This window comes from Streptomyces sp. NPDC057694, assembly GCF_042799415.1.
Classification (GTDB): Bacteria; Actinomycetota; Actinomycetes; order Streptomycetales; family Streptomycetaceae; genus Streptomyces.
The window spans coordinates 1-14,339 of sequence record NZ_JBHVIX010000048.1; the positions used below are offsets into that span (position 1 = coordinate 1).

8 protein-coding genes are annotated in these 14,339 nt (G+C 71.2%); 3 read left to right on the forward strand and 5 right to left on the reverse strand.

Translation table 11 applies throughout. From position 1 onward, the window contains the following. The 4 genes from ACFVDP_RS43215 to ACFVDP_RS43230 form a co-directional block, all read right to left on the reverse strand. Positions 1-3,437, reverse strand: a 3,437-nt coding sequence (locus tag ACFVDP_RS43215; protein WP_383503212.1) for an acyltransferase domain-containing protein, incomplete at its 3' end; no start/stop codon positions are given. Between the two features lie 130 nt (positions 3,438-3,567). Then, on the reverse strand, positions 3,568-5,811 hold the full coding sequence (locus tag ACFVDP_RS43220; protein WP_383503213.1) for a condensation domain-containing protein: 2,244 nt from the start codon (positions 5,809-5,811) through the stop codon (positions 3,568-3,570). Between the two features lie 75 nt (positions 5,812-5,886). Beyond that, positions 5,887-6,720, reverse strand: a complete 834-nt coding sequence (locus ACFVDP_RS43225; protein WP_383503215.1) for a hypothetical protein — start codon at positions 6,718-6,720, stop codon at positions 5,887-5,889. Between the two features lie 10 nt (positions 6,721-6,730). Beyond that, a complete protein-coding gene (locus tag ACFVDP_RS43230) occupies positions 6,731-7,846 on the reverse strand; it encodes a methyltransferase (RefSeq protein WP_383503217.1) in 1,116 nt (371 codons plus the stop codon). Positions 7,847-8,066: 220 nt separating this feature from the next. Between ACFVDP_RS43230 and rfbB the strand changes: the two genes are divergently transcribed. The 3 genes from rfbB to ACFVDP_RS43245 are packed head-to-tail and all read left to right on the forward strand — an operon-like array spanning position 8,067 to position 11,179. Next, the gene (gene rfbB / locus ACFVDP_RS43235) at positions 8,067-9,035 is read left to right on the forward strand and encodes a dTDP-glucose 4,6-dehydratase (RefSeq protein WP_383503219.1); all 969 of its coding nucleotides are present in this window, start codon (positions 8,067-8,069) and stop codon (positions 9,033-9,035) included. Positions 9,036-9,055: 20 nt separating this feature from the next. Further along, on the forward strand, positions 9,056-9,925 hold the full coding sequence (gene rfbA, locus ACFVDP_RS43240; RefSeq protein WP_383503221.1) for a glucose-1-phosphate thymidylyltransferase RfbA: 870 nt from the start codon (positions 9,056-9,058) through the stop codon (positions 9,923-9,925). Between the two features lie 15 nt (positions 9,926-9,940). Continuing rightward, on the forward strand, positions 9,941-11,179 hold the full coding sequence (locus ACFVDP_RS43245) for a macrolide family glycosyltransferase (protein ID WP_383503223.1): 1,239 nt from the start codon (positions 9,941-9,943) through the stop codon (positions 11,177-11,179). Here ACFVDP_RS43245 and ACFVDP_RS43250 read toward each other — a convergent pair. Further along, a complete protein-coding gene (locus ACFVDP_RS43250; RefSeq protein ID WP_383503225.1) occupies positions 11,173-14,037 on the reverse strand; it encodes an AAA family ATPase in 2,865 nt (954 codons plus the stop codon). The two genes, ACFVDP_RS43245 and ACFVDP_RS43250, sit on opposite strands and share 7 nt — an antisense overlap. Between the last annotated feature and the right edge of the window lie 302 nt (positions 14,038-14,339).

Here is a 14,339-nt window from a genome sequence, read left to right on the forward strand (position 1 = left end):
GTGTCCATGGAGGTGCGGAAGACGGGTGAGGTGGCCAGCAGTTCCACGGCCATGCCCGTCCACTGCGAGCCCTGCCCCGGAAACACGAACACCGGGCGGCGGGAATGGGCGGCCGCGTCACCCGGCACGGCCCGGGAAGTGGGGCGTCCACTGCTCAACGCGTCCAGGGCGTCGAGGAGTTCGTCCTGATCGCCGCCTACGACAACGGCCCGGTGTTCCAGCGCCGTGCGCCGTGTCGCGAGGGAGAACGCCACGTCGGCGGGGGCGAGTCCGGGCTGCCCGGCCACGTGCTCGCGCAGCCGCTCGGCCTGTCCGCGCAGGGCCTCGGCGGACGCGGCGGACAGCACCCACGGCACGAACCCGGGCGCGCTGCCCAGGACGCCGTCGACCACCTCGGTCGCACCGTCCGTCTCGCGGGCCTCCTCCAGGATCACGTGTGCGTTGGTGCCGCTCACACCGAACGACGACACACCGGCCCGGCGCGGGTGGTCGGCCTGGGGCCACTCCCGCTCCTCGGTGAGGAGCTGCACGTTCCCTGCCGTCCAGTCGATGTGGGGCGAGGGCTCGTCGGCGTGCAGAGTGCGCGGCAGGGTTCCGGCCCGCAGCGCCATCACCATCTTGATGATGCCGCCGACACCGGCGGCGGCCTGGGCGTGCCCGATGTTCGACTTCAACGACCCCAGCCACAAGGGCCGTTCACCCGGACGATCCTGCCCGTACGTGGCGAGCAGGGCCTGCGCCTCGATCGGATCGCCGAGCCGGGTGCCGGTACCGTGCGCCTCCACGACGTCCACCTGCGTGGGCGGGACGCCCGCATTGGCGAGCGCCTGCCGGATCACCCGCTGCTGGGCCGGACCGCTCGGCGCGCTCAGCCCGTTCGAGGCACCGTCCTGGTTGACCGCACTGCCCCGCACCACCGCCAGCACCCGGTGCCCCAGCCGCCGCGCGTCCGACAACCGCTCGACGACGAGCATGCCCACGCCCTCGGCCAGGCCGAAGCCGTCGGCGGACGCGGAGAACGCCTTGCACCGCCCGTCCGGCGACAGGCCCCGCTGCCGGGAGAACTCGACGAGCATGCCGGTGCTCGGCATCACGGTGACACCGCCGGCCAGCGCCATGTCGCACTCACCGATGCGCAGCGCCTGGCACGCCTCGTGCAGGGCGACCAGTGACGAGGAGCAGGCCGTGTCGATGGTCAGCGACGGCCCCTCCAGACCGAGCACGTAGGAGAGACGACCGGAGGCGACGCTGCCGGTGGAGCCGAGGAACAGGTGGCCCTCGACGGCGCCGGCCTGGGCGGTGGGTTCACCGGCACGGGGGCCGTAGTCCTGGGTGATCATGCCGAGGAACACACCGGTGCGCGAGCCCTTGAGGGCGTGCGCGTCGAGCCCGGCGTCCTCGATCGCCTCCCAGGTGGACTCCAGCGCGAGCCGCTGCTGCGGGTCCATGGCGAGCGCCTCGCGCGGGGAGATCCCGAAGAACTCCGCGTCGAACTCGGCGGCCTCGTGGAGGAATCCGCCCTCGTGCTGGGAGAACCGGCCGGGGCCTGCCATCTCGGGGTCGTAACCGTCGGCGAGGTTCCAGCCGCGGTCCGTGGGCAGCGGGCCGACCGCATCGGCACCGGCGAGCACCGAGCGCCACAGGTCGGCGGGGGAGCCCACGCCCCCCGGGTAGCGGCAGGCCATGCCGACGATCGCGATGGGCTCGTCGTGCAGCGCGGCCCGGCTCCGGACGGCCAAAGCGGGCTCGGTGCCGGCCGCGGTGCCGAAGAATTCGGCGTCCACATGGGCGGCGAGCGCGTCGGGCGTGGGATGGTCGAAGACGACGGTGGGGGAGAGCCGCAACCCGGTCGCGGAGTGCAGCCGGTCGCGGATTGCGACGGCGGCGAGCGAGGTGATGCCGAGGTCCCGGAAAGCGCGTCGGCCGTCGATGGAGCGCTCGTCGCCACCGTCGAGCGCCGGGGCGGTGCACTCCCGCACCAAGGACAGCAGGTGGGCGTGGCGCTCGGCCGGGTCGAGCGGCGCCAGGCGAGCGCGCAGCGTCTCGTGGGAGGCGTCACCGTCCGCGGACTCCGCGCGCGGCCCCGCGGTGCGGACCGCCTCCGGCAACGGTACGGCCTCGGCAGCGGGCAGAACGGTCCGCAGGTCCGCGTCACCGCCGGACACGTACAGCTCGGCCAGCGACGCGAGGAAGCGGGACGGACCCCCATCGTCGCGGCGCAGGGTGGCGAGAACGTCGGCCGGACGGCCCGCCCGGGTGGCGGAGACCTCCATGGCGGTGGTCAGCACCGGGTGCGGGCTGACCTCGACGAGCGTGGTGTGCCCGGCCTCCAGCACCGCGCGGGTGGCGTCGGCGAAACGGACGGTGGAGCGCAGGTTGCGGCACCAGTAGGCGGCATCCATGGGAGTGCCGTCCAGTGCTCCGCCGTGCAGCGCGGAATAGACGGGGATGCGGGGGGCGCCCGGACGGATGGGGGCGATGTCCGCGCGGACGCGGGAGAGGATCGCGTCCATGTGCGGGGAGTGCGCGGCGAGCCCCACATCGACGCGCCGGGCGTGGATGCCCTCGGCGGTGAGGTGGACGACGAGCTCCGTCGCCGCGTCCGCGTCGCCGGAGACGACGGCCGAGCCGGGGCTGTTCTCCACGGCGACGACCAGCCGGCCCGGCCAGCGCCGGTCGAGCAGGTCGGCGAGTTCGCCCGCGGGCAGCAGCACCGACACCATGTCGCCGCGCCCGGCGAGGGTGGCCTGTGCCTGGCTCCAACGGGCCACGACGCGGGCACAGTCGTCCAGGGACAGCGCCCCGCAGACATGCGCGGCGGCCAGTTCGCCGAGGCTGTGCCCGAGCACGGCGCCGGGGGTGACACCGGCCGCGCTCCACAGGTCGGCCAACGCCACCATCACCGTGAACAGTGCGGGTTGCACCACGTCGGCGCCGGCCGGCTCGGGAACACCGGGCGCGCCCGTCACGGAGTCCAGCAGGGAGTGCTCCAGATAGGGGGCGAACGCGTCGGCGCAGTCGTGCAGCTTGCGTGCGAACACCGGAGCGGTGTCGAGAAGTTCACGGGCCATTCCGGTCCACTGCGAGCCCTGCCCGGGGAAGACGAACACCGGCCCTGCCGGGGAAGCGACGGCGCGCGTGCCGGTGACCACGGCCGGATGGTCGGCGCCGGCTGCCAGCGCGGCGAGCGCGTCCAGGGTCTGCGCACGGTCCCCGGCGAGCACGACGGCCCGGTGGGTGTCCGCCCCGGCCCCGGCGGCGAGGCTCCGCCCGACCCCGGCCGGCACCCATGCGCCGGTCGCGTCGAGATACGTGCGCAGAGCCTCGGCGCGGGCCCGTACGGCGGCGGCACCAGGACCCGTCAGGACCCAGGGCAGCACGGTCCCCGCCCGGGGGAACAAGGCGGAGTCGTCTGCGCTGCCTCGGAGTTCGGACACGTTCTTGCTCCCGTCGTCGGTCTCTTCACACAGGTTTGTGGGCCTCCGCCGTCGGGGGACACGGCGGAGGCCCCGCCACATGCGTGGCGCTTCGAAGGGGCGGTCGGTCCAGGAGCGCGGCCGGGTCCGGTCAGCTGCCGTCGCGCAGCGCCTGCACATGCCGCGCGAGGCTGCGCGGCGTCGGGTTGTCGAACAGGTCGGCCAGCTTGATCCGCGTCCCGGTCATCTCGTCGACGCGCTGCACCAGCTGGGTGCCGAGCAGTGAATGTCCGCCCAGCGAGAAGAAGTTGGCGTCGGCGCCGGCGGGATCCGCGAGATCGAGGAGTTCACGCCACAGCCCGCGCAGATCGCCCACCAGCCCGTCGGCGTCGTCCTGTTCGCTCTCCGGCTCGGCCGCGGCGAGCGCCAGCAGCGCCGCGGTGTCCCAGCCGCCGTCGGGGTGCGGCGGCAGCCCGTCGGCGCGGATCACCCGGGCGGGCTGCACCGCGCGCGGCACCAGCCGGGCCACGTGAGCGGCGATGTCGTCCACGAGGCCGGGCCGTTCGTCCGCGGTGACGAACGCGAGCGCCGTCCCGTCCGCGACGACCAACGCCGCCCCACTGACCTCCGGATGCGCCGTCAGCACCGCCTCCACGCGTTCGGGGTGCACCGGCCGTCCGTGCAGCAGGACGACACGGTCGGCATGGCCGTACAGCTCCAGCGCGCCGTCGCGGCGCCGGCCGCCCTTCCAGCCGGTGGCCACATGCGTGGCCCCGTCGGGCCGTACGAGGCACACCTCGCCGCGCACCCCGGCCGGGAGCCGGTTGCCGGCCCGCCCGACGACGGCGACGTGCCGGGCGTCGACGGGGCGGACGACATAGGGGTAGCCGCCGTCGGCCGCACAGCTTGCCGCCGCGTCCGTGAGGCCGAGCACCGGACCGTCGGCGCGGGTGCGGAACGCGTCGAGGGCGCGGTCGGCCTCGACCGCGATGCCCGGCACGGTCCGTGCCGTTCCGGGGCCGGGCAGCGCGTGGTCCTCCGCGCTCCACACGTCCAGCTCGCCGACGGGCCGGTCGGGTTCGGCGGCGACGGTCCGCAGCAGGGCCGCGTACCGGTGAGCCAGCGCCTCGGCGTCGGCCCGGTCGAGCGCCTCGGTGCAGTACAGAAGGCGCAGGCCGATGTGGTCGGCGCCGGACTGCACGAACAGTTCCAGGTCGAACTTGCTGAATCCGCTCTCCACGTGCAGCGGCCGGGCCGGGACCCCGCCCAGGGTGAGCGCCCGGTCGGGCTCCACGGGCACGTAGTTGAACATGTGCTGGAAGAGGGTGTCGCGCCAGGACACCGTCTCGCGCGCGGTCTCGTGGGCGATGGCGTCCACGGGTACGTCGCTGTGGGCGAGCGCGCCGAAGAAGGCCGTGCGCGCCACCTTCACCAGGTCGCGGAAGCCACGGTCGGAGTCGACGGTCAGCCGCAGCGGCAGGGTGTTGACGTGATAGCCGATCGCACGCTGTGCCTCGGGCGGCCGGATGTTGACCGGGGATCCGACGACGAGGTCGGGGCCCGCTCCGTGCGCCGCGAGCAGCAGACCGAAGGCGGTGAGGAGGATGACGGCCTCAGGCGCCCGCAAGGTGCGCTGGAGTGTGCGCACCAGGTCCCGGGTCTCGTCGTCCAGGACGTGCAGGACGGTGTCGCCCGCCAGGGTGGGCCGGGCCGGTGCGGGGCGCGTGCAGTCCAGGTCGGGACCGGACGGGGCGAAGCCGTCGAGCGCGGTGCGCCAGTGGGCGAGGCTCTCCTCGCGGGGTGCGGCATCCCGCAGGGCGGGGGCGGGGTCGCGCAGCTCGTCGGGCAGGTCGCGACCGGTCGACGAGGCGTCGTAGGAGGCGGCGAGTTCAGCGATCAGGACCGGTACGGAGGCCGCGTCGAAGACGAGGTGGTGGACCACCACGGCGAGAGTGTCGGCCTCCGGACCACGGAAGACCGCCACCCGCAGCATCAGCCGGCCGTCGCACCGGATCGGGGTCGCGGCGAACTCCCGCAGTGCCTTGTCCAGCACGTCCGCGACGACGTCGTGGACCACGACGCGCGGACCGGGGGTGTCGTCACCGAGCACCTCGCGGACCAGGCCCGCCCGCCGGTCGAGATAGACCGTGCGCAGCACCTCGTGGCGGTGTACCAGCGCGTCGACGGCGGCCTGGAGCGCGGTGGTGTCGAGCCGTCCGTCGACGCGGACGGCGAAGGGAACGTTGTTGACACCGGCCTCGGGCAGCAGCCGGTCCAGCAGCCACAGGGCGTTCTCCTTGGGCGTGGCCGCGTCCAGCCGCCGCTTCTGGGTCAGCGCGGCAAGCAGGGCTGCCGCGGCGCCGCCGGCCGGCTTCGCCTTCTCGGCTGACTGCACGATGGGTCACCCTTTCGCTGGTGGTCGATGGTCACGGCCGGCACCGTCCGGCGCCCGCCGGTCGGACCGGGAGGTCTAGCTCTGTGCACGGGACCGGGCGAGCAGCCCGGTGATGGCGTCCGCGGTGGCGGGGCTGCGCAGGATGTCCTCGTGGGCGGCGTCGACGGGGACGAGCCGCCGGGCGTACCGGGCACGCGGGTCGGCCGCGGGAGTGGTCAGCGCGGTGGCATCGGCCCACGCCATGGCCGGATCGAAGACGCCGGCCGCCGCGATGTAGGTGACGAACGCCGCGTAGGCGTCGCTGAGTTCGCCGGCGAGTTCGGCGGGCAGCTCCGCTCGCGCGAAGGCGGCGCCGGCGATGCCGCTGAAGACCTCGGTCAGTGCGGTGCCGAGCGCGGCGACACCGGTGCTCTGCTGGGCCGCCTCTTCGGCGGCCTGCCCGGCCAGCGCCGACTCCTCGGGGCTGAGCACGGAGCACAGACGCGCCACGGCTGCCCGGAAGTCCGCGACCATGCCCGCCCGGTGGGGCGGCTCGGGGTCGAGCAGAATGACGGCCGGCGTCTCGTCCTGCGCCGCCGCGAGGAGTTGGGCGACGTGGGCCGCGTACAGGCCGCCGACGCAGTAGCCGAGCACGGCACGCACGGGACGTCCGGTATCGGCCACCCCCCGCACCCAGTACGACGCGAAGTCCTCGCCGTCGAAGGTGCGGGCCTGCTCCGGTGGCGGCTGCCGGGTCTCCCACAGCGGGATGCTCGGGGACAGCAGAGCGCCGAGATCTGTGAACGTGGACTCGGGGCGTCCGGAGACGGCGAAGTCGACCGCCAGCACGAGAGGTTCGGCGTCACTGCCCTTGTTGAGGATCTTCCAGGCGGGCGGCGCGGTGGTCAGCAGGGACTGCGGCACGGTCACAGGGGCTCCTTCAGCGAGCGGCGGCGCAGATGTGGGCCGTGTGGCCCGTGGAGAGGCGGAGCGTGTCGAGGACCTCGAGTCCGGCCTCCGCGATCTGGGCCCGCTGGACGTCGTCGGTACGGCCGCGGGTTCCGTCCTCACAGACGACCATCTGGAACAGCACGCGCATCCAGTCGAGATCGGTCTCGATCAGTGGCTCGATGACCAGCAGCCGGGGCTGCTGTCCGGCGGGCCGGTCGGCGCCGGTGCGCTCCAGGGCCTCCCGGATCCGGCCGAGGATCACGACGCTGTGCTCGTGGTTCCAGTTGTGCAGCACATTCTTGACGGTGTACAGGTCGGCTCCGGCCGGCACCTCCTGCAAGAAGTCTCCGGGCCGGTAGGTGAGCCGTTCGGCGAGGTCCTCGCGGCCGGATGCGGCCAGTTCCGCGGCGGCGCGGGTGCAGACGTCCGCCCGGTCCAGGCAGGTGCCGCTCAGGTGCGGGTGCGCGGTGAGCAGCCCCTTGAGCAGCTCTCCGCTGTTGCCGCCCACGTCGAGCACGCTGCGGACGGCGGCGAAATCGTAGGTTCCGGCAAGGGCCGCGGCGACGGGCCGGGCCAGGTCGGCCATCGCCCGGTCGTACAGGTCGGCCTCGTCGGGGTGCTGCTCAAGGTATTCGTAGATGCGGGTGCCGTGCAGGTGGCGGAAGGCGGACTCGCCGGTGCGAAGGGTGTGGGTGAGGGCGGTGAACGTATCGGCGTACAGGCCGCCCGAGAGCATCACGTAGTGCCGCATCGACTGCGGATGGTCGTCGCGGAGCTGGTCGGACAGCGCCGTGTTGAGGTACGCGCCGGCGTCGTCGCGGCGGAAGACGCCGAGCGCGGACAGGATCCGCAACAGCGCCTCGAGCGTTTCCGGGTGGGTGCCAGTCTGCTTGGCGAGTTCCTCCACGGTCATCGGCGCGCCGTCGAGGTGCTCGGCGAGGCCGAGTTCCGCCGCGGCGGTCAGCGACTTCGCGATCCAGCCCATTCCCGCCAGGCCCATGAGGCTGACTTCCACGGTCGTCCCTTCGTCGGGTTCGTACGGCCCTGTACCGGTGAGGCGGTCGGCCGCCACGGCGGACGACGTGACGGTGAACCTCGGTCCCACGCCACGTCCCCGCGACCGGTCCGGGATCGCCGTCCCGCCTCGCAGCGGCGGTCTCGTGGCTCGCCTCGGACAGAACCTATGGACCCACCCCCACCCGAACGGAACCCTTACAACCCCCTAGCCAAGGGCCGCCCCGCGACGCCGAATAAGGGGTATGGACCACTGCTCGGACCCTCATTACAGTGGCGCCCACTTGTTCGGGCAACCAGGGAGAAAACCAATGCGTGCCCTAGTGACCGGGGCAGCCGGTTTCATCGGATCGGCTTTCGTCCGGAACTCCCTTACACATTCCGGGTCCATGGCCCCGGACATGGAGATAACCGCGTACGATGCGCTGACCTACGCCGGCAATCTGGAGAATCTGGCCCCGGTCGTCGACCATCCGCGTTTCACGTTCGTCAAAGGTGACATCGCCGACGGGGAACTGCTGGCGGAGGTGCTGCCGGGGCATGACGTCATCGTCAACTTCGCGGCGGAGACTCATGTGGACCGCTCCATCGAGGGCCCGTCGGTGTTCGTCCGGACGAACGTCCTGGGAACCCACACACTCCTCGAATCCGCACGTCGGGCGGGAGTCAAGCGGTTCGTGCACATCTCCACCGACGAGGTGTACGGATCGATCGACACCGGCTCGTGGACCGAGGAGTCCCCGCTCTCCCCGAACTCGCCGTACGCCGCGGCCAAGGCCGGCGCCGACCATCTGGTGCTGGCCTACTCCCGCACGTACGACATGCATGTCTCCGTCACCCGGTGTTCCAACAACTACGGCCCCTACCAATTTCCGGAGAAGGCCATCCCGCGCTTTGTGACCCTGCTCATGGAAGGGCACAGAGTTCCGCTGTACGGAGACGGCGGAAACATTCGCGACTGGCTGCACGTGGACGACCACTGTGCCGGTATCCGGCTGGTGCTGGAAAAAGGGGAACCCGGCGAGGTCTATCACATCGGCGGCGGCACCGAACTGACCAATGCGGAGTTGACGCGGCTGCTGCTGGAGGAATTCGGCCTCGGTGCTGACAGGGTCGAGCGGGTCCCCGACCGGCTGGGCCACGACCGGCGTTACTCACTCGACGACTCGAAACTCCGTGCTCTGGGGTACCGGCCCGGCGTCCCGTTCGCCGACGGACTGCGGGCGACTGTCGCCTGGTACCGGGAGAACACCTCCTGGTGGAAGCCGTTGCTGCCCTGAGGCGGAGCCGGAAGGACATCATGCGTGGAATCGTCCTGGCAGGCGGAACCGGCACGAGGCTGAGGCCCGTGACCCGTGTTGCTTCGAAACAGCTCCTGCCGGTCTACAACAAGCCGATGATCTACTACCCCCTGTCCGTGCTGATGCACGCGGGTATCCGGGAGATCCTGATCATCAGCGCCCCCGGGTTCCTCGGCTCCTACCGTGATCTGCTCGGCGACGGCCGCTGGCTCGGCGTCCAGATCTCCTACGCCGAACAGCCCAGCCCCGACGGACTCGCCGACGCCCTGCGCATCGGCCGGGACTTCGTGGGCGACGAGGACATCGCCCTCATCCTCGGCGACAACATCTTCTACAGCCACCAACTGCCGACCATGCTCCAGCGCGAGCGGCAGCAGCTCGACGGCTGCACCCTGTTCGGCTACCCGGTCGCCGACCCCGAGCGTTACGGCATCGCCGTCACGGACGCCGACGGGACGCTCGTCTCCCTGGAGGAGAAGCCGGAGAAGCCTCGCTCGAATCTGGCGGTGACCGGTCTCTATTTCTACGGCAACGACGCCGTGGACCTGGTGGGGCAGCTGACCCCCTCGGCCCGCGGCGAGCTGGAGATCACCGACCTCAACACCCTGTACCTGAAGGCCGGCCGGGCCCGTCTGGTCAACCTGGGCCGCGGCAGCGCCTGGTTCGACACCGGCACACACGACAGCCTGCTCGACGCGGCCATGTTCGTTCAACTGATCGAGAAGCGCCAGGGGATACGTATCGCCTGCATCGAGGAGGTGGCGTACCGCATGGGTTTCATCGGTGCCGAGGAGCTCTTCGAGATCGGCCGGCGGACCGGCTTGAGCACTGATTACGGCCGGTACGTGATCGACCTGGCCGGCACCTGAATCCGAGGAGTCCCCGTGACCGAACCGCGCCCCACCCGCCACTACCTGTTCTTCACCGCCCCCGCCCACGGGCACGTGCGGCCCACGCTGCCCGTCGCCGCCGAGCTGGTGCGGCGAGGTCACCGGGTCAGTTACGCCACGACCGATCAGTTCGCCGCCGAGGTCGGCGCGACGGGGGCCGAAGCGGTGCGGTACGACCCGGGCGTCCCCGACTTCGCCGGGGCCGCGCCGGGCGACTCCCCCGACTGGCTCCCGCTCGCGCTGACGGCGGCGATCGCCGAGTCCTCCGCGCTGCTGCCGGCGATCATGGACCACTTCGGTGACGCGCGCCCGGACGTGGTGGCGTACGACACGACGATGAACCCGGCCGGCCGGCTGCTGGCCCGGCTGTGGCGGCTGCCCGCACTGGAGTTTTCCCCGGTCTTCCTTCCGCAGCGCGCCGGCGGGTTCTCGCTCGCGGCCATGCTGCGGGGCTCCCCGCAGGACGACGGGCCGGCCGAGAGGCCGGCCGCGCGCCGGTTCCGCGAGGACCTGACCGCGCTGATGGCCGCGTACGGAGCACAGGACCTCACGCCGCTGGACTTCGTCACGGGATTCCGGGGGCCGCGCATGGCCTTCTTCCCGCGTGACTTCCAGCCGGGAGGCGACACCTTCGACGACCGGTACGTCTTCGTCGGACCCTGTCTGGACCCGTCCCCGCCCGCCGCCGCGTGGCAGCCTCCTGCGGACGGCAGGCCCGTCGTGCTGGTCTCGCTCGGCACGTCCTACGGCGACCGCCCGGAGTTCTTCCGTACGTGTGTGAAGGCCTTCGCGGACAGCCCCTGGCACGCCGTGCTGACCGTGGGCCGCGCGGGGGTCGACCCGGCCGAGCTCGGACCGCTGCCGGCTCATGTGGAGGTGCACCGCTGGCTGCCGCACCTGGCAGTGCTGCCGCACGCCCGCGTGTTCGTCTGTCAGGCCGGCATGGGCAGTGTGATGGAGTCCCTGGCCTGCGGGACACCGCTGGTGATGGCCGCGCAGGCCCAGGAACAGCGGATGGTGGCACGCCGGGCGGTCACGCTGGGCCTGGGCACCGAACTGCCGGAGGGTGAGAACCTGACGGCGCAGGCGCTGCTGGACGCCGTGGGGTCCGTGGCGGACGGCCCGGAGGTGCTCACGAGCGTGGCCGGGCTGCGCGAGCGCATCCGGGAGGCAGGCGGCACCGTACGCGCCGCGGACGTACTGGAAGACCTCGGCATCAGGCAGCCTCAGTAGGACACCAGTGGCTGGAGGCTGGTCGTCGGCAGGTCCTCGCGGCTGTTGACGGCCAGTTTCCGGTAGACCCGGGTGAGGTGCTGTTCCACTGTGCTGATGGTGATGTGCAGACGGTCGCCTATCTCCCGGTTCGAGTACCCCATCGACGCCAGGGCGGCCACCTTGCTCTCGGCCCTGCTCAGGTCGGTGATCCCCTCGCTCTGCGGGGCGGGACTCGTCTCGGACTCCGGCTGCCAGTCCGTCTCGGCCGTCGGCTCCGCGGTCGGCGCGGTCGGCGCGGTCTGCGCAGGGCGCAGGCGGGCGACGATCCCCGCGGCACCGCATGCCTGCGCGAGCCGCAGTGCCTTGCGCGAGGCGTGCCGGGCCCGGGCGCTCTCGCCGAGGGCCTCGTGGGCGTGCGCGAGGTCCGTCATCGTCCTGGCCAGTTCGTAACGGTCGCCGCAGCCCTGGAGGATTTCCGCGGACTGCCGCAGGAGCGCCGGACGCCGCTCCGGCCGGGTGACCGCGGCGCACATCCGCAGGGCGATGCCGGCGCTGCGGCTGGTGCGATTGCCGGCCAGCAGGGCCCATTGCTCGTCCATCAGCGCCTTGGCCCGTGCGTGGTTGCCGAGGCGGAGCTGGGCCTCGGCCGCACCCGCCCGCCACAGGGCGAGGCCGGGAGCGTCGAGTTTCCACCGGCGCATCAGGGTGCCGCAGTCGAGGAAGTCCCGCAGGGCGGCCTGGGGGCGATCGGCGGCGAGGTGGTGGTGGGCGCGCGCGTAGCGGTACTGCACGCCGTACCGGCTCTCGTGCATGGGCCCGGCTGCCGGGAGTTGGAGCAGCGCGTCGGCCTCTTCGGTCTGTCCCATCGCCACATGGGCGAGCACCAGAGTGGACAGGGGGCTGCCGATCTCCACGCCCCACCCTTCGGCACAGATGTCGTCCAGCGCCTGCCCGGCGAGCCCGACGGCGCCCTGCAGGTCTCCCTGGCGCACCGCGATCTCAGCGCGCAGCGCCGACAGGGAGGCGCGCCAGGCGGGGGCGTCGGTGCCCTCGACCTCGTCCATCAGTGAGGCGCACCAGGAACCGGCGCTGTCGAGTCGGTCCGCGAAGATCAGCGCGGACAGCCCCATCACGAGTGGTTCAAGGGTGGCTTCGGCCACCTGGTAGAGACGCAGGGCCTGTTCGACCTCGCTGATGAATCCGCTGTCCGCGCCTCCGCCCAGCACCCCGATGAGCAGCCTGGCGGCCTGCCACTGCAACTCGTCCCGTCCTATGAGCGGGTCGCTGCGCCGCACGACCAGACTCTGGTCGTAGGGGAACTGCTCGGCCACCGAGGGGAAGGAGACCGCCAGCCACATCTCCAGCAGCCGCAGTTCCGCGCGTACTTCGTCGGGGAGCGCGTCGTCCTCGCGGTGCAGCCGGTGCAGGATCTCCTGGGCCTCCTGGTGCCGCCCGCCGCGCAGCAGGTAGCGGACGAGCAGCAGGGTGTACGGGGTGCCGAACCGTTCCTGCGTGAACGGCTTGGTCACCTGGTCGAGACAGCGCAGGGCCGCTGTCGGGCTCTGCCGCCACTGGATGCGGGCGAGGTGGAAGAGAATGGCGCCCCGTTCCGCCTTGTCGGTGCAGAGCCGGTGGGCCTGACGCAGCCAGGTGATGGCTTCCTCGACCCGATGGTCCGTCAGGGCCCGGTCCGCGGCCTCGCGGAGCACCGAGACCGCCCACACCGCCTGGTCGGGGGAGAGCTCGGTCCGCTCCACCTGGCCGACGAGGTGCCCGGCGACCTGAGTGGCGGGGGCCCCGGTGTCGTAGAACATGCGAGCGACACGAAGCTGCATCTCCGTGCGGTTCTGCTCGGAGATACCGTCCATGACCGCGGCTCTCGCCGCGGGGTGGCGGAATCGCCCTCCTCGGGTCACACCGATGGTTTCGAGGATCCGCAGCAGCCGGTGGGCGGACTCCGGGCTGGTCCCGAGACACTCGCCCAGGAGTTCTTTGCCGCTGCTGTCGCCGAGGAGGGCCACCCACTGAGCGGCTTCCAGGGTCTTCGGTCCCGACCGGCGCAGGCAGGTGACCACGGCCTCCGCGAAGTGCTCTCCGGCCGCCGGTTCGCCCTGCCTGCGGACCGCGGCCGCGGAGTCGGCCAGATCGCGCAGCAGGGCGCGCAGCAGGAGCGGACTTCCGCCACTGATTTCGTGGAATTTCGGTCCGAGTAGGACCGCCTTCTCAGCCCCCAGGTGATCCGCCAGCAATTCCGCTGCGCCCACCGGGCTGAGTGGCCCCGTGCGAATATGGCTCAGCGTCGGGAGATGCATGATTTCTGCCCGGAAAAGAGGGAAGCGTGGCTGTGGATCCTCGACATGCGACAACAACATCGTGACGCATGCCGAGCGCAGTCGGCGAATGAAATAGAGCAAGTACATCAGGGAAACCGCATCGGAATTCTGCACGTCGTCGATGAGGACGACGACGGGGATGCGCTGGGAGAAGGCGGCCAGGACCCCCCACAGTTCCTCGGCGACCTTGGAGTGTGACGGCGTGATGGCCGTGGCGATCTCACCTCCGGTCGCCTGCACCCCTTCCGCCAGCAGGTCGGTGAGCTGCTCGGTGAGTTCGGGCCCGAGCGGCAGTGCGCCGAAGAGCTGCCGTACGACGGCCAGCGGTGCGTCTCGTTCCAGGGGTGAGCAGGTGACGTTGACGACGACCGAACCCTGTTCGGTCATGCAGTCGACCGCTTCCTGGAGCAGGGCGGTCTTGCCACTGCCGGCCACGCCGCTTATGACTGCGATCCTGCCGTTTCCGGATTTCCCGTCCGAAATGAGTTCACAGAGGGCGGATATTTCGCCTTTTCGCTCGATGAGCAAACCCAATGAAAACAACCCCCGTTGTCTTATTTACATCAAGCCCGCCGGTCGCCATGCTTGTTCACGATTCTGACACATTCATTGCGACACATTCGATTGAATCATACAACCTTTAATCCAAAGGTAAAAAGATCATCGAGAGAACGCAAAGTACACGGAAGGTGTCGGGTTTCTTTCTTATGTGAAACAGGTCCGAAAGGTTCCCTATGGCAGGAGCGTGGGCGGACGTGCGCGCCGACCTGCTTGCGAACTTCATGAGTCGACTGACATATTGAGCATGTACTCAAGATGTTCTATGACTCACCATGGAGGTGTCC

Excerpts from the sequence above, each read along its gene's own strand:
- rfbB (WP_383503219.1), top strand. The coding sequence starts at position 8,067 with ATGCGTGCCCTAGTGACCGGGGCAGCCGGTTTCATCGGATCGGCTTTC.
- rfbA (WP_383503221.1), top strand. The coding sequence starts at position 9,056 with ATGCGTGGAATCGTCCTGGCAGGCGGAACCGGCACGAGGCTGAGGCCC.